Raw genomic sequence first — 15515 nt, 5'->3', positions numbered from 1 at the left:
GGGGTTTTTTGTGCCTGCAAACAACACCGTGTGACCAGCCATAATCAACAGCCTACTGTTTATTTCGTGATACATTTCTGTCTAGGCAAACTACCCTTGCATCACAGGACACACCATGGACACGCTCCAAAACATACTCGATTCCGCTAGCTCCTTTATCTGGGGGCCTTGGCTCCTGCTCCCCCTCCTGGTAGGGACAGGTCTCTTTTTGAGTCTGCGACTGGGCCTTATCCAGCTTCGGCTCTTTACCAAGGCAATGAGCATCCAGTTTGGACACCGCGCCAAGCAGCCCGGGCTCAAGGGCGAGATTTCAGCCTTCCAGGCCATGAGCACCGCCCTCGGAGCTACGGTGGGTACCGGCAATATTGTGGGTGTAGCTCTGTCGATCAGTATCGGCGGTCCCGGTGCCCTCTTCTGGATGTGGGTCACCGCCATCTTGGGTATGGCCTCCAAGTACGCGGAATGCTTTTTGGGTGTGCGCTTTCGCCACTACGACAAAATGGGGGAACTGACCGGCGGCCCGCAGGCCTACCTGCAACGCGGCATCCCCAATAAGTTCGGAAAGTTCCTGGCGACCATGTTCGCCGTCTGCTGCGTCTTCGCCTGCTTTGGCATTGGCAACATGACCCAGTCCAACGCTATCTCTGCCAACCTGGACCACTCTTTTGGCGTCTCACCGGTAACAACGGCAATCTTCCTAACTGTACTTACTGCCGCCGCTCTCCTAGGCGGCATCAAGATTGTGTCTAAAGTCGCCTCAATCTGTGTGCCCCTCATGATCCTGCTTTACCTGGGCTTTGGTAGCTACATTATGATTCTCAACGCCGGGCAGATTCCCGAAGTTTTTGGCATGATTTTGCGAGGTGCCTTCACCGGTGAAGGTGCCGCCGGCGGCGCAGTGGGTGCTGGCTTCCTCATTGCCATGCAAATTGGCGCCCAGCGCTCACTCTTTTCTAATGAATCGGGGATGGGCACCGCGTCCATTCCTGCCGCAGTAGCAGCTACTTCTCACCCGGTGCGCCAGGGGCTAGCGTCCATGACCCAGACCTTCGTGGACACCATCATCGTCATTTCTATGACCGGCTTCGTCATCCTCACCACCGGCACCTGGACGGGCGATGACCCCGCAACCATGACCTCCCTAGCCTTCGCTACCGGATTACCCGGTGCCTGGGGCGGCTACATCGTGGCTTTCTGCCTGGTTCTCCTCGGTTATTCCACCGTGCTGGGCTGGTCCTACTACGGCGAGCGTGCCCTAGAATCTCTGGGTGGTGGGCGTCGTGCCATCACTGGCTACCGTTTGGCCTTCGCTGTTATGTGCGGTGTGGGAGCCATTGCACCCCTAACTATTGTTTTTACTTTCTCAGACCTGATGAACGGTCTGATGGCTCTACCTAACCTGATTGGCCTACTCTTGCTCTCAGGCTTAGTAGCACGGGAGACTAAGAAATACCTGACCCACGACCCCAATTTTGAGGCAACCGTGGATACCATTGACGGCTTTATGTACGGGCTGCCCGGCGGTTTGGACGCCCAGATTGACCATCAGGTGGACCTGTCCCAGAAGAACCCCGAGCTTGAACACCCGGACACCACCAGCCTCAAAGTGATTACCGAAAAAATGATTGAGGAGCATACGGCAACGGCTGAGGCGGCACCGGTCTACGATGTAAACCTCACTAACGTACAGACCGGTTCTATACCCCTGCAGACCGGTTCACTGCCCATCATCCAGCAGGCTAAACCCACCTTCGGCACTCCCACTGACCCCAGGGCCAGTAAACCTTAGAATCGACGCCAACGTGCATGCGCACTTTCCCCGGTAAACTGGTAGCTGCCCCACCCGGGGCGCAGGTGTGCACTTAGGTTTTCCGTGCCCCTGCCCATCGCACCGGTTACTGCCGGCACACGAGACCTCAGGGAGAGTCATGGAAACCAACAAGCAGAAGGCAGATTTAGAAGATAAGGCGCAGCGCGCAGCCGCCGGCAAGGACATCTACGCACCGGCACCCGAGATTTTTCATCGCCAGCCTTACTCTTTTGTGCGCCGCGGTGATCGCCTGACCGCCCGCCGTCAGAAGGCCTGGGACGCTTACGCCCCCAGCCACGTGCTGGATTTACCTCGCGCTATCGGTGATACCTCGGTAGCCGAGGGCGCTGTTTTTGACCAGGAAAAACTCTACGGTCGGACCGCTCCTCTAGTGCTTGAAATTGGTTCTGGTCTGGGTGAGGCTGTTGTGCACCGTGCTGCGCAGGTGCCCGAGAATGATTTCCTGGCGGTTGAGGTCTACAACCCGGGTATCGCTGACCTGCTGCTGAAGATGAGTCAGGCAGGGGTGGAAAATGTGCGGGTTGCCCAGGCAAACGCCCCCGAGCTGCTAGATCACCTGCTACCCGAGAACTCAGTGGATGAGGTGTGGGTATTTTTCCCGGACCCTTGGCACAAGGCACGCCACCACAAGCGTCGCCTGGTCTCCCCCGGCTTTGCAGATAAGATTGCCCGAGTTCTCAAACCCCGAGGAATCTGGCGCCTGGCTACCGACTGGGAAGAATACGCTCTGGTGATGCGCGAAGTTCTGGATGCTCACCCCGACTTCACCAACGCTCACGCGGGTGAAGGCATCACCGAAGAAGACCCCATTGGCGGTTGGGCACCGCGTTGGGAAGGGCGCACCCTGACCAGCTTTGAGCGCAAGGCAAGCGAAGCAGGGCGTCGTGCCCACGACCTGACCTACATTCGCAATTAGAAGATTTGTTCAAATGGCCCCTGCCAGCGGTACTGACCAGCACAGCTAGCAGGGGCCATTGTCGTCCCAAGCCATCACCCTACTGACTCGGCGGCATCTTCTTCATCAAGAGGGAACTCATCAGCAAACCATCTTTCACCGTTTGAGATTTGAGGTATGCCACCGTCTTACTTCTCAGTTGATCGCTCTACACCCGATGAGAATGAAGCGGGGCGTTTGCCCCTGACTTTAATGCAGCATATTTCTGAACGAGTAGCGATTATTCAACGAAGGAGAGCCGGGATGAACCCGGCTCTCGCTACACTTTCAATCTTTCAACCGGCGCACTTTAGCCCTCAGCCAGCAACTCACGCACGCGAGGAATCACCTGCGTGCCGTAGAGCTCAATAGAGCGCATGGAGTACTCGTGGGGCAGGGGGCCATTAGAGTATTTGAGGTCAAAACGCTGAATACCCAGGGCCTTGACGGTAGCGGCAATCTTCTGCGCTACCGTCTCGGGTGACCCGACATAGAGGGAGCCGTGAGTAATTTCGTGGTCGAACTCGGCGGCGCTAGCGGGGCCCCAGCCGCGTTCGGCGCCAATCTTGTTGCGGTTGGTGATCCAGTGCTGGCGCAGTTGCGCCTTAGCTTCTTCATCTGTATCTGCAATGTGACCGGGTGAGTGGACGGCAATAGGCAGATCGGTGTTGCCCAGTTGCGCGTTGGCCCGGTGGTAGAGGTCCACGAAAGGCTTGAAGCGCTCTGCAGGGCCTCCGATGATGGCAAGCATCAGTGGCATCTTGTACTGGGCTGCTCGCGCCACGGACTCGGGGCTGCCGCCCACAGCGATCCACTGTGCAAGGCCGTTTTCAGTCTTGGGGTAGATTTCCTGGTTGACCAGCGGGGTGCGGTTTCCGGGGTTCCAGTTGACGGGTTGCTCGGTGACAACGCGCGAGAAGAGTTCGAGTTTCTCAGCAAAGACCTGGTTATAGTCCTCCATCCTGTAGCCAAAGAGCGGGAAGGACTCGGTGAAGGAGCCGCGCCCCAGAACCACTTCAGCGCGGCCTTTGCTCATGGCGTCGATGGTAGCGAAGCGCTGGTAGACGCGAATGGGGTCATCGGAACTGAGTACGGTCACAGCTGAACCCAGGTGGATGCGCTCGGTTGCAGTGGAAATGCCTGCTAGGACGGCGTCGGGGGCTGACACGGCATAGTCAGGGCGGTGATGCTCACCAACACCGAAGAAGTCAATACCCACGCGGTCAGCCAGCTTTGCCTGTTCCACGACGTTGCGGATTACCTGCGCCTGATGTAGCGACTTGCCCTCTAGATCTTGGGTAGAGTCGCCGAAGGTATCCAGACCGAACTGGACGTCCATGTCGGTAACCGAGGGTAGGCGATCGCGGAGGCTTGTTGACGTAGTGATGTCGTCAGCAGTGAGGTCTGAGGTCACGATTTTCACCTTTCATCCGATGATAAAATATTTTACAAAGAAAGTATCTCACGGTGCGGAGAAAGGCACAAGAGACAATACAAGCCAGCACAACGCGCATTTCAGGCCATTAGGTGATGCAATGGCCCAGAACAACAAAAGCCCCTTTCAGGGAGTCAATAACCGCCTGAAAGGAGCTTTTAATTATTTACCGGTCTTAGGGCCGTAGAGCACCACAGCTTGGGAGCGCGGCCGGGCAACAAGACGCTGACCACGTGCCAGGTGCACGATATCGCCCGACACCCCGGCAGCAAAAACGCGTGATCCGTCATGCAAGCGGTGCAACAGGGCCTCGTTCTCTCGTAGAAGCTCAGCATTGCGAGCCTTAAGAGCTTCTACCTGGCGCTCCAGTTCCATGACCCGTTTGATGCCTTCTAGAGACACACCAGACTGTGAGAGATCCTGGATTTCTTGGAGCTTCTGCACATCCCGCTCAGAGTAGCGGCGGGCCTTACCCGGGGCACGGGAGGGTTGAACCAGGCCCAGGCGGTCGTACTGGCGCAGGGTCTGCGGGTGCATACCTGCCAGCTCGGCCGCCACCGAGATGACGAAGACCGGTCTGTCTGATTCAAAGGCCATGGTTACACACCGGCTTTCTTGAAGAGTTCTTCGCGCGGGTTACCTTGGGGTGCCAGCTCCATGAAACGGGATAGAGCTGCCTGCGCCTCGTCCGTCAGGTCGGTGGGTACCTGCACCTCGGGTATCACCAGCATATCCCCGGTTCCCTTCTTGGTCACGAAGCCGCGGCCCTTGGCTCGCATCTTACGGCCGGAGGGTGAACCTGCGGGGAGGCGAAGCCTCACGCTCTTACCGTCTAAGGTGGGCACCTCAAGAATGGTGCCATTAACAGCTTCTTCCAGGGTGACGGGAACACGCACCAGCACGTTATCGCCCTCGCGCTCAAAAATAGGGTGCGGGTCCACACGCACGGTCACCAGCAGGTCGCCAGCGCCGCCGTGACCGGCGTGCCCCTTGCCGCGCAAACGCACCTTTTGACCGTCCTTGACGCCCTGAGGCAGACGGGCTGTGGTCTGGGAACCGCCGGGACGGAAAACGCTAACTTCAGCGCCCTCGTAGGCCTGCTTGAGGCTGATGCGTGCACTGGTGGTGGCGTCTTCACCCTTAGGCGCGGACTGCTGGAAGGCACCGGAACCGCCGGGGAAACCTCCACCCATACCACCGGGGAAGCCGCCGCGGGATGAGCCACCGCCCATACCGCCGCCAAACATTCCGCCCAACAGGTCCTCTATATTGATGCCCTGGGAGCCACCACCGGTACTGTAGCTAAAGTTACCTGCCCCACCGGGGAAACCTCCCCCGGGGAACCCATCGGCACCGCCCGGGAAGCCACCGCCAAAACCGGCAGCCCCGTATTTACGCACCTGGTCATATTCTTCGCGCTGCTTCTTATCCGAGAGCACGTCGTTGGCTTCTGAGATCTCTTTGAACTTCTTTTCAGCCGCAGCGTCACCGGGGTTCTGGTCGGGGTGGTACTTACGCGCTAGCTTGCGGTAGGCCTTTTTGATGTCTGCATCTGAGGCGGTTTCAGAGACGCCCAGTACCTTATAAAAATCTGTGTTCAGCCAATTTTCACTAGCCATGTGCGTCTCCTTTCGGGTAGACGGTGATCGTTTAGAAAAAGTTTTTTGGTGCCCAATTAGGGCTGTGGGCGGGCACATGATGTGCCCGCCCACCGTGGTTTTAGTCTGCTTTATTCAGCGACTGCTACCGCTACCTGCGCGGTGCGGACGACGCGGTCGTTGACCTTGTAGCCGTAGCGCAGAACCATGGATACATGGTCGGGTTCCACCTCGCCGGTGGGCTGCTGTAGCACTGCCTCGTGCACCTGGGGATCGAAGGCGTCGCCGACTTCGCCGAAGCGGACTAGGCCCTGCTTGGTGAGGGTTTCATCCAGCTTCTTGGCGATTGCGGAGAAGGGGCCGTCTTCCAGGTCGCCGTGGGTGCGAGCCGCGTCAATGTCGTCAAAGACGGGCAGCAAAGAGGCGATAACATCGCCAATCACGTAGTCGCGCAGCTGCTCTTTTTCCTTGGCGGTGCGGTTCTTGTAGTTGGTGAACTCAGCCTGAAGGCGGCGGAGGTCTTCGAGACGTTCAGCTGCCAGGGCAGCATCTACAGAAGTTTCTGCAGTCTCGCCCGCCTCAGCGGCTGCACCGGTTTCACCCGGCGCAGCGGCCTCGTCGGTGACACCCTCGGTCGCTTCAGGGTGACCGTCAGCGGGGGGGGCGCTGAAGGCCTCCTCCAGCGAATCGGCTTCTTGGCCCTGGGGCTCGTTGGTGTTCTCAGACATAGTTACTTCTTTTCGTCTTCGTCGATAACTTCGGCGTCTACTACATCGTCTTCATCAGCCTTGGGCGCACCGGCGTCAGCGTTAGCTGCGTCAGCCTGTGCCTGGGCGTAGAGTGCTTCGCCCAGCTTGGTCTGTGAAGCCTGCAGCTTCTCGAATGCTGCCGTGACAGCGTCATCGTCTTCGCCTTCAAGGGCTGCCTTGACGGCGTCCACGTCAGCCTGAACCTCAGTCTTGACACCCTCGGATAGCTTCTCATCGTTTTCCTTGATGAGCTTCTCGATGGAGTAAGCGGAGTTCTCAGCTGCATTGCGGGTCTCGGCTGCCTCGCGGCGTGCCTTGTCCTGCTCAGCGTGTGCTTCGGCGTCCTTGACCATACGATCAATGTCTTCCTTGGAGAGTGATGAGCCACCGGTGATGGTCATGGACTGCTCGGTGCCGGTGCCCTTGTCCTTTGCGGATACGTGCACGATACCGTTGGCGTCGATGTCGAAGGTGACCTCAATTTGGGGCATACCGCGGGGTGCGGGGGCGATGCCGGTCAGCTCGAAGGTGCCCAGGTACTTGTTGTCGCGGGTAAACTCACGCTCACCCTGGAAGACCTGGATAGACACTGAAGGCTGGTTGTCTTCAGCGGTAGTGAAGGTTTCGCTACGCTTGGTGGGGATCGCGGTGTTGCGCTCAATCAGCTTGGTCATGACGCCGCCCTTGGTCTCGATACCGAGGGAGAGGGGGGTAACGTCGATCAGCAGAACATCCTTGCGCTCACCCTTCAGGACACCTGCCTGCAGAGCTGCACCCATAGCGACGACCTCATCGGGGTTGACGCCCTTGTTGGGTTCGCGGCCACCAGAGAGCTCCTTGACGACCTCGGTGACAGCGGGCATACGGGTTGAGCCACCGACCAGAACGATGTGAGCGATTTCTGAGACGGATACGCCGGCTTCTGAGATAACGTCCTTGAAGGGCTTCTTGGTGCGCTCCATCAGATCTGAGGTCATGTCCTGGAACTTAGCACGGGTCAGCTTCTCATCCAGATGGATAGGGCCCTCTGCGGTAACGGAGAGGTACTGCAGGGAGATGCTGGTTGAGGTGGCTGAGGACAGTTCCTTCTTAGCCTGCTCAGCTGCTTCGCGCAGACGCTGCAGAGCAATCTTGTCCTTGGACAGGTCAGCACCGGTCTTGGACTTGACCTGCTCCAGCAGGAAGTCAACGATGCGCTGATCCCAGTCGTCGCCGCCCAGACGGTTGTCACCGGAGGTTGCACGAACCTGGATGGTGGAGAAGCCGTCTTCATCCTTACCCACTTCGAGCAGGGAAACGTCGAAGGTGCCGCCGCCGAGGTCGAAGACTAGAATCAGTTCGTCTTCATTGCCCTTATCCAGGCCGTAAGCCAGAGCTGCTGCGGTGGGCTCGTTGACGATACGCAGGACATTGAGACCTGCGATTTCGCCGGCTTCCTTGGTTGCCTGACGCTCAGCGTCGTTGAAGTATGCGGGAACGGTGATCACAGCGTCGGTGACGGTGTCGTTCAGGTAGGCTTCAGCGTCACCCTTGAGCTTCATGAGGATACGAGCTGAGATTTCCTGAGCGGTGTACGCCTTACCGTCGATGTCCTTGGACCAGCTGGTGCCCATGTGACGCTTGACGGACGCGATGGTGCGGTCAACGTTGGTGACTGCCTGACGCTTTGCTACCTCGCCTACTAGAACCTCGCCGTCCTTGCTGAATGCTACGACGGAGGGGGTGGTGCGGGCGCCTTCGGAGTTAGCGATAACGGTGGGCTCGCCGCCTTCGAGGACTGCTACAACTGAGTTGGTGGTACCGAGGTCAATGCCTACTGCACGTGCCATGAGATTTACTCCTTGTATTGGTTTGATATTTACATTCGTGACATCTTCGAAGTTGAGCGCCTTTCACTCAACTCAGATGTCTTGTTTAACAGTTTGCACCCTTTGAGCAACTCTGTCAACAGACTTGAGTGAAATACGCTCAACTTTTTTGCGCAGCTCAATAGAAACTAATAATTGCTGTTGGGCGTAATTCTAGGTTTTCCGCTCTCCATCAAGATTTCGCACTTGATATCCACACTGGTTCAAAATGCGCGCGGCTAAATAACCGCGCAAACCAACCCGACAATGAACGATGATGGGGCGGCCAGTATTTCATCAGTAGCTGAATCAACCAACAGTTTCAGAGACATGCCCGAAGTGCCCGGGTAGTAGCCAGCATGATCTGAGGGGTGGGTATGGATTGCACGGTACCCTTTTCCACGGTATCTCCCACCGCATAGATATGAGGATTGCTAGTACGCATGTGGTCATCGACCAGAATTCCACCCCTCTCTGAAACGGCAAGACCAGCGCCTGCTCAACACCTGGCAAGGGGGCACAAAGGGGGTAGCACCCGGTGAGAGGATAAGCTCGTCATAATTCAGAGTTTCAGTACCGGCAACGGTTTTAACGTCAATGGTTTGAAGAGCCCTATCGATGGACAAGACCTCACTATTCACGCGCACATCGAGCTCAAAACGCTGCGCCAGCGATTCAGGGGTTTGCAAGAGTAAGCTGTTTCGCTCCTCAATAACGCCACCCAGATAATAGGGAAGGCCGCAGTTGGCAAAACTCACGTATCCACTTTTCTCCAGCACGATGATGCGCATTGATTCATCATGACGGCGCAGGCGGGTAGCGGCAGACATTCCGCCTGCCACACCTCCAACAATGACAACAGCTTTCTGATTCCGGTTCTTCGTTTAACCTTTCATTAACGCTCCAAGGAACACCCGTTCTTCAACCGAGGTGGACCAGTAGCAATTTAAACCTTCCTTGCCATTATACCCCTGGGGGTATAATGTTGTTGTAACTAGACCAACACATCTAAGGAGAAAACCATGTGTCGCCCCGCCACTTGTAAAGTCTGCTCAAAAACCACCTGGGCTGGCTGCGGCCAGCACATCGCCACTGTTAAGGCGTCCGTACCTGCGAGCCAGTGGTGCAACGGCAAGCACACCGACGCTGAAAAGGCCGCCGCCCAGCGCTCCGGCGGGTTCTTTAGCCGTCTTTTCGGGCGCTAAAGTCCTGCTATGCACATACCCCCGCACGTTCTTTCTTTGACCAGAGTTTTTTCTCCGGTTCAAGAGAGAAAGTACGGGGGTATCATATTTTTAGTCCCGTGCTTATCTGCAACGAAGAGCAGCTCATCCACAAAGTTTTTGGTCAGCCTCAGCTGGGGTCGGTTGGGTGCCATAGTTTTGGGCGTAGAGAATTTACCGCTGGCCAGATTTTTCTTTAGGTTAATAGTGGCTGGGGGTCCTGTGAGGCTCTGTCGTCATATCTGGTTTCGGTGAGACATCATTGTCAGCCCCACCTTATGCCGTATTTCTACTTACCACAGCATCGCTTGAAACCAGAGTCGGGACGCCCGAGCGCCGCGTATGTAGGCAACGCAAAAGCCCCGCACCTGTGTGGGGCGCGGGGCTTATGTCATCTCGAAAGAAACTCAAGAAACTGAGCGTATGGTGTTCCTCTAGTTCACTGCTGTATGACCCGGCGTGACCGCCTGAACACCATCAAGTGTGTGTACTTGTTAAGACTATACACAGTTTGGGCACAGTTTTCCGCCTGAGAAGATACTTTTACACACAGGTTTCTAAGGTTTCTGTGCACGATATACAAGCTCATCCTCCGCATGAAAATATATGAATATGTATAAAGTCATGACAGTCTGCACCGGCAATATTTGCCGCTCACCCACCGGTGAGTTTCTGCTCAAGGATGCCGCCACGCGCGCCAATCTACCCCTCGAAGTAGCTTCAAGTGGCATCTCCAACGAAGAGCGAGGAAACCCCATAGACCGCCGCGCTCAAAAGGTGCTGGATGAGCTAGGTATCGACACCACAACCCACCGCGCCCAGCAGTTTAATAGCCAAGATTTTGACCGCTTCAACCTCATTCTTGCGATGGACACTAACCACCACCACGCCCTCAAACGGCTGGCACCGAATGAGATAGCGGCAGCAAAGGTTCGGCTCATGCGAGAGTTTGACCCCGCTGTAGCGCATCTACCGCTAGAAGACCTAGGTATTTATGACCCTTGGTACGGAAACCAAGAAGATTTCTACGAAACATTTGAGATGATTCGCGCAGCGGTACCTGGCGTCCTGTCCTACATTGAAGAAGCACTAGAAAGCCAGTAACGTCTGCTTTCTCCCGCAGCGAGCTCCGCCCACCTCAGCTGGAGCTCACCACGGTCTAAGCGGTCTCGTCAATCCCTTGGACGTCCTGAACAGCGGCTTCGAGGTCTAAACCTAGGCGACGGCGCTCGTCGGCAATAATTTGGGTGGCCAACTTAGCGTCCGAAATATCCACTGATTCTGAGGCTGATTCTTTGGCGGCAGAGATGCGGGCATATTCATCAAAGAGCTGAGACTTGCGGCCCAAGATTTCTAGCATACGCTCGTCCACGGTATCGACGCCCAGCAGACGGAAAACGTCCACCGTGTGCAACTGCCCCATGCGGTGGGCTCGAGCAATCGCCTGGGATTCGATGGTGGGCTTAAACTGGGGTTCACAGAGAATAACGACAGAGGCGCTCTGAATATTCAGCCCAGCTCCGGCGGCAGTAATCTGCGCCAGCAGAACGGAGCCGGGGGCAGCCTCGCCTAGTTGATCGACGATTCCCTGCCGTTCTGCCGGTTCAACGCTACCGGTGATAAGGCCGATACTGCGCTCCCCCAAGGCTTTCTGCAGACGTTCTAAGACGCTGAGGAAGAAGGAGAAAACTAGCACCTTACGCCCAGCAGCCTCGGCTTCATCGACCAGTTCAAGCAGTCGGGTGAGCTTGGCAGAGTCTTCCGAAGCCCACGCCACCCTGCGCATGAGGGCGAAGTTGCCCTCGGTAACGGCGCCGCGGTATGCCTCGGTGTCCAGGCCCGTCAGTTCCACCCAGTCACGGTGCTCTGTCATATCGGGCAGTTCTGAGAGCACGTCCCTTTGATTGCGGCGTAGGTAGGCAGGAGCGATGCGGGTGCGGAATTCGCTGGCCAGCAGGGTCTCCATGCCGCTCTCAGCCACCAGGGCAGGTTGCAGGTAGTCCACCAGGGTAACGAACTCGCTGACCCGGTTTTCCATGGGGGTGCCTGAAAGTAGGACGGCGTATTCAGCACGGCGCACTAGAGCGGCAACTGCCTGCGAGCGCTGGGCGCCGGGGTTCTTGATCAGGTGCGCTTCATCGGCGATGAGGGCGTCGATGGGCCAGCTGTCATCGGCGTAGAGGCGCGCCCCGTCGTAGGTGGCAATGAGGACGCCGCCGGTCTTCTTCCACTCAGCTACGTCGCTTTCACGGGCATCACCGTAGGCGGTGTAGGGAGTGAGCTGGGAGAATTTTTGCAGTTCGCGTGCCCAATTAATGACCACAGAAGCGGGACAGATTACCACAAAGTGGGTTTTTCCCTGGTGGTATAGATGGGTGAGGGCGGCGATGGACTGCATGGTTTTACCCAAGCCCATCTCATCGCCCAGGATGACTTTTTTCTGCGCCAGCATGAACTTGGCACCGTAGTTTTGGTAGCCGCGCAGCGTGGCTGCCAAGCCCTCAAGTTTGATGGGGTACTTGCGGATTCGCTCGTTGATTTCGGCGGGCAGGTAGTCATCGCCATGGTTTTCGTTGCCCAGGTAGTGTGCCAGCAGTGCCTGGTAGGTGGAGGGGTCGGCCAGGTAGCGTAGCCAGGCTTCGTCTGCGGTGAGCCAGGTGGCTGGGGGGACGCTGATGGCCCCGTTGGCCTGGCACCAGGTGAGGTCTTCGAGCAGCTGGTCGTAGTCTGTGCGGTCCTCCCCTAATGCCACGTAGAAGTCACCGATGGGGGTGCCCTGGTTGAGCAGCGGGGCGTAGCCAGCAAGTCGTTCGCGCAGTTCTGCTTGCGGGATGGCAGCGTCAATCACTTGGAGGCGGTCTACGCCGATGAGCATGCGTTCGGCTGCTGGGGTGCGGTATTCGCCCAGGGTTTCTTTTTCTTGCCCTACTGCTTCTGCCAGCAGGCGCTGGGCGGCGGCGTGTAGCTGGGCGGCGGTGGTTTCGCCAATACCCGGGAAGCGGGTGAGATCCTGTGGAGTGTGGTCCAGCACTCGGTCAACGGTGCCGATTCCGGCGTCCGCCAGCGGCGCGGTGCGTACGGTTTTGCTGGTGAGCTCCCGCAGTTTGTCAACGGGGATATCGCGCAGGGTGAGGCGGGCACGTTCGGTTTTCAACGCCTCCATGTCAGCGCCCATACCGCTCATGAGTTGGGCACGTTCTGGGGTGTTGAGAGCACCGAGCACCTGCTGGTAAGCAGCCACCTGGGCTGCGGGCAACTTCTCCCAGGTCACCTGCTCCCAGCGTTCCCCGGCAAAGCGTGCCAGGGCCACTGCCGCGGCGTCCTGCAAGCCCAGGACATTAGTTTCAAAGGCTTGGGGCAGGGTGGGAACGCCGGATGCTGCTTCTGCCAGTAACCCCTGGACGTGCACCAGTGCCTGCCCCACCGATTCGAGCCTGGCAGTCAGGTCAGCACTGGCCGCCGCTGCTGCCTGTTTTTTAGCACCACTAAAGAAACGGGTGAGCACACCACCTTGACCATTACGAATCGCTTGTAGCATGGCAGGCACCTGGGCATCAGCTTGCGCCACGGCGCGTAAGGCATCAAAGTCTGACGGGGACCGGCGCTTCCACCAGGTCAGTGCCAGCCAGTTCTCTGCTCCGACCAGGTTCTGGGGGTCAAGCGGGGCAAGGCGATAGAGGGAACCGGCATAGCCCTGGGGCAGATTAAAACCCAGGGCAGCAGGCTGGCTGAGCAGGCCCAGCAGCAGGCGGCTCTCTTCGGCAGTTGCGAGTAGCTGCTCGCCCCGGCGGGTCAGTTCTTCGGTCATGGCAGGCATCTTTGGTCGGGGGTTGGTAGTTTTGGTTCAACTATAGAACGGCAGGCCCTGCAAGTGGCTTTCTTTTGGGGTAGTGGCGCGGTAAGTTCATCTGAGGTCAATCACGGACAATGAGAAGAGCATCATCGTGGCTGAATTTAGCAATCCCCAAGAACTGGCGGTCTTTATCACCGAGGCAGTAGAACACCACCAAGGGCAGACACCCTTAGTTGTTGCCCTGGATGGACGCAGCGGAGCTGGCAAAACCAGTTTGACCTCCCAGTTATCAGCATTACTCTCACAGCGGTTGCCGGTAGGGGTTTTCCGGCTGGATGACACCTACCAGGGCTGGGAAGGTCTTGCTCCAGCTGTTAGCCGTTGGCAGGCTCTCAGCGCTGAAATAGTTGCAGGGCAGACTCCTGGCCTCTGGTACGGCTGGGATTGGGCGGCCGGTCAACCAACCGGCCCGCACCCTTTTACTGCCACGACCAAGGCTGATTGCGGCGTCCTGCTGGTTGAGGGGGTTGGCACCCTCTGCGGTGCCCACCATTTAGGTATCTGGGTCGAGCTCTCTGATAGCGAGCGCAAGCAGCGGGCGCTGAGACGGGACGGGGAAACCTACCGTCCTTACTGGGATATGTGGGCCGCTCAGGAGGACGCCATTATCACCGCTAACGCACAGGTTTATGCCACCCCGACGCACCTTTATCAAACGCCATGAGCATCCACTTCCGTTTAGCTAGTGCCCTCAGCGAGTTTAGATAACTGTACGGAGGTCTTCTTCAGCTTTTCTTCCACCAAAGAATAGTGCACCCAGGTTCCCTTCTTCTGTCGGCTAATGAATCCACTGTCGGACAGTACTTTGAGATGGTGCGAGACTGTCGGTTGGCTAAGCTCAAGTGCGCCCGTCAGGTCACAGACACAGATTGTCTGAGGTGGCGGGGGTATCAAGAATAAAAGCAGGAGTCGGTTGGGGTCAGCCAGCGCTTTAAGAAGTTTAGCCTGCTCTTGGGCTATTTGATTCGGCAGAGTTCTGCGCCCGGCAGACACACAACCCTCCGCGGGCACAGTGACTGGTGATTTTTCCATAAACCCATCTTTTCATATATTGACATTTATCAATACAGATACCATTCCTATATTGATACATATCGATATATGGATGTTTACACCCTCAATTCCCCATGGAGTTTCAATGCCCTCTAAAGATCTCCCGTCTACCGCACCGCCTGAGCAACCTGTCATAGCAAAGCTCTCAACATTAGACAGATTTCTACCCCTCTGGATTATCGGCGCCATGGGGCTGGGGTTGGTTCTTGGCAAAACGGTTCCCCACCTGAACGAGAGTCTGGAAGCACTAAAAATTGGCCAGGTTTCGCTACCGATTGCAGTTGGTCTGCTAGTGATGATGTACCCCGTGCTCGCAAAAGTGCGATACAACCAGACCAGCTCAGTACTGACCGACAAAAAATTACTCATCACCAGCCTCGTCATTAACTGGTTGCTGGCTCCGGCTTTTATGTTTACACTAGCCTGGGTTTTTTTGCCCGACCTCCCGGAGTACCGAACGGGGCTCATCATCGTTGGTCTGGCTCGCTGTATTGCCATGGTCATGATCTGGAATGACCTAGCCTGCGGCGACCGTGAGTCAGCAGCCGTCCTCGTCTTTATCAACTCTGTTTTTCAGGTACTCACCTTCAGCCTGATGGGATGGTTCTACCTACAGATTCTGCCGGCCTGGTTGGGCTTGCCCGTGACCAGTGCTCACTTTTCACTGTGGACTATCACCCTCTCTGTCTTAGTTTTTCTTGGTATACCCTTAATCGCAGGTTATCTAACCCGTGTCTGGGGAGAAAGGGTGCGAGGCAGAACCTGGTACGAGGAAAAATTCCTTCCCATAATTAGCCCCTGGGCACTCTATGGGCTGTTGTTCACTATTACTCTGCTCTTCGCATTACAAGGGAAAACCATTCTTGAGCGGCCCTGGGATGTCGCTCGTATTGCTCTGCCTTTGCTGGTCTATTTCCTCGTGATCTTCACAGCAGGCATGATTATCGGCAAGGCCCTTAACCTCGGGTAGCCGAGGTTCTGTAAACGCACCT

At 56.9% G+C, this 15515-nt stretch carries 13 protein-coding genes and 2 pseudogenes; 6 read left to right on the top strand and 9 right to left on the bottom strand.

Annotated elements, in window-relative coordinates:
- Positions 1–115: 115 nt before the first annotated feature.
- Complete coding sequence (locus VVR27_RS02490; RefSeq protein WP_368546933.1) at positions 116–1789, top strand: alanine/glycine:cation symporter family protein; 1674 nt, start codon at positions 116–118, stop codon at positions 1787–1789.
- Between the two features lie 139 nt (positions 1790–1928).
- Positions 1929–2747: a tRNA (guanosine(46)-N7)-methyltransferase TrmB gene (trmB, locus tag VVR27_RS02485; protein WP_368546932.1), complete on the top strand. Its 819-nt coding sequence runs from the start codon at positions 1929–1931 to the stop codon at positions 2745–2747.
- A 328-nt stretch (positions 2748–3075) separates the two neighbouring features.
- Here trmB and VVR27_RS02480 read toward each other — a convergent pair whose 3' ends face one another.
- From VVR27_RS02480 to VVR27_RS02450, 7 genes and pseudogenes are all read right to left on the bottom strand, one after another.
- Complete coding sequence (locus VVR27_RS02480) at positions 3076–4104, bottom strand: LLM class flavin-dependent oxidoreductase (RefSeq protein ID WP_368547153.1); 1029 nt, start codon at positions 4102–4104, stop codon at positions 3076–3078.
- A gap of 258 nt (positions 4105–4362) precedes the next feature.
- Complete coding sequence (locus tag VVR27_RS02475) at positions 4363–4797, bottom strand: heat shock protein transcriptional repressor HspR (RefSeq protein WP_368546931.1); 435 nt, start codon at positions 4795–4797, stop codon at positions 4363–4365.
- A gap of 2 nt (positions 4798–4799) precedes the next feature.
- Positions 4800–5819, bottom strand: coding sequence for a DnaJ C-terminal domain-containing protein (locus VVR27_RS02470; protein WP_368546930.1), 1020 nt, complete (start codon positions 5817–5819; stop codon positions 4800–4802).
- Positions 5820–5929: 110 nt separating this feature from the next.
- Positions 5930–6526, bottom strand: coding sequence for a nucleotide exchange factor GrpE (locus VVR27_RS02465; RefSeq protein WP_368546929.1), 597 nt, complete (start codon positions 6524–6526; stop codon positions 5930–5932).
- A 2-nt stretch (positions 6527–6528) separates the two neighbouring features.
- Positions 6529–8376, bottom strand: coding sequence for a molecular chaperone DnaK (gene dnaK, locus VVR27_RS02460; protein ID WP_368546928.1), 1848 nt, complete (start codon positions 8374–8376; stop codon positions 6529–6531).
- Between the two features lie 340 nt (positions 8377–8716).
- On the bottom strand, positions 8717–8854 hold the full coding sequence (locus VVR27_RS02455; protein WP_368547152.1) for a hypothetical protein: 138 nt from the start codon (positions 8852–8854) through the stop codon (positions 8717–8719).
- Positions 8855–8906: 52 nt separating this feature from the next.
- A pseudogene (locus tag VVR27_RS02450) lies at positions 8907–9224 on the bottom strand (FAD-dependent oxidoreductase); the annotation flags it as partial.
- A gap of 192 nt (positions 9225–9416) precedes the next feature.
- On the opposite strand from VVR27_RS02450, the gene VVR27_RS02445 reads away from it, so the two are divergent.
- Together VVR27_RS02445 and VVR27_RS02440 are read left to right on the top strand one after the other, a co-directional pair.
- The gene (locus tag VVR27_RS02445) at positions 9417–9599 is read left to right on the top strand and encodes a hypothetical protein (protein ID WP_368546926.1); all 183 of its coding nucleotides are present in this window, start codon (positions 9417–9419) and stop codon (positions 9597–9599) included.
- Between the two features lie 624 nt (positions 9600–10223).
- Positions 10224–10721: a low molecular weight protein-tyrosine-phosphatase gene (locus VVR27_RS02440; RefSeq protein WP_368546925.1), complete on the top strand. Its 498-nt coding sequence runs from the start codon at positions 10224–10226 to the stop codon at positions 10719–10721.
- Between the two features lie 55 nt (positions 10722–10776).
- Here the strand turns inward: VVR27_RS02440 and VVR27_RS02435 are convergent, their stop codons facing one another.
- Positions 10777–13425: a DEAD/DEAH box helicase gene (locus VVR27_RS02435; RefSeq protein ID WP_368546924.1), complete on the bottom strand. Its 2649-nt coding sequence runs from the start codon at positions 13423–13425 to the stop codon at positions 10777–10779.
- Positions 13426–13561: 136 nt separating this feature from the next.
- Between VVR27_RS02435 and VVR27_RS02430 the strand changes: the two genes are divergently transcribed.
- Positions 13562–14134, top strand: coding sequence for a hypothetical protein (locus tag VVR27_RS02430; RefSeq protein ID WP_368546923.1), 573 nt, complete (start codon positions 13562–13564; stop codon positions 14132–14134).
- A gap of 14 nt (positions 14135–14148) precedes the next feature.
- Here VVR27_RS02430 and VVR27_RS02425 read toward each other — a convergent pair whose 3' ends face one another.
- Positions 14149–14502 (bottom strand): ArsR/SmtB family transcription factor, encoded by a 354-nt coding sequence (locus tag VVR27_RS02425; protein WP_368546922.1) that lies wholly within the window; start codon positions 14500–14502, stop codon positions 14149–14151.
- A gap of 106 nt (positions 14503–14608) precedes the next feature.
- On the opposite strand from VVR27_RS02425, the pseudogene arsB reads away from it, so the two are divergent.
- Positions 14609–15490 (top strand): annotated as a pseudogene (gene arsB / locus VVR27_RS02420) (ACR3 family arsenite efflux transporter); the annotation flags it as partial.
- Between the last annotated feature and the right edge of the window lie 25 nt (positions 15491–15515).

The sequence above is a fragment of the Rothia sp. LK2492 genome, assembly GCF_040946345.1.
Classification (GTDB): Bacteria; Actinomycetota; Actinomycetes; order Actinomycetales; family Micrococcaceae; genus Rothia; species Rothia endophytica.
Note: the sequence above shows the minus strand (reverse complement) of the source record. Positions and strands in the feature narration are given on the sequence as shown.

Bases quoted from the DNA above. Each gene is read 5' to 3' on its own strand.
- VVR27_RS02490 (WP_368546933.1), top strand. From the start codon at position 116: ATGGACACGCTCCAAAACATACTCGATTCCGCTAGCTCCTTTATCTGG.
- trmB (WP_368546932.1), top strand. From the start codon at position 1,929: ATGGAAACCAACAAGCAGAAGGCAGATTTAGAAGATAAGGCGCAGCGC.
- VVR27_RS02480 (WP_368547153.1), bottom strand. From the start codon at position 4,104: ATGGACGTCCAGTTCGGTCTGGATACCTTCGGCGACTCTACCCAAGAT.
- VVR27_RS02475 (WP_368546931.1), bottom strand. From the start codon at position 4,797: ATGGCCTTTGAATCAGACAGACCGGTCTTCGTCATCTCGGTGGCGGCC.
- VVR27_RS02470 (WP_368546930.1), bottom strand. From the start codon at position 5,819: ATGGCTAGTGAAAATTGGCTGAACACAGATTTTTATAAGGTACTGGGC.
- VVR27_RS02465 (WP_368546929.1), bottom strand. From the start codon at position 6,526: ATGTCTGAGAACACCAACGAGCCCCAGGGCCAAGAAGCCGATTCGCTG.
- dnaK (WP_368546928.1), bottom strand. From the start codon at position 8,376: ATGGCACGTGCAGTAGGCATTGACCTCGGTACCACCAACTCAGTTGTA.
- VVR27_RS02445 (WP_368546926.1), top strand. From the start codon at position 9,417: ATGTGTCGCCCCGCCACTTGTAAAGTCTGCTCAAAAACCACCTGGGCT.
- VVR27_RS02440 (WP_368546925.1), top strand. From the start codon at position 10,224: ATGAATATGTATAAAGTCATGACAGTCTGCACCGGCAATATTTGCCGC.
- VVR27_RS02435 (WP_368546924.1), bottom strand. From the start codon at position 13,425: ATGACCGAAGAACTGACCCGCCGGGGCGAGCAGCTACTCGCAACTGCC.
- VVR27_RS02425 (WP_368546922.1), bottom strand. From the start codon at position 14,502: ATGGAAAAATCACCAGTCACTGTGCCCGCGGAGGGTTGTGTGTCTGCC.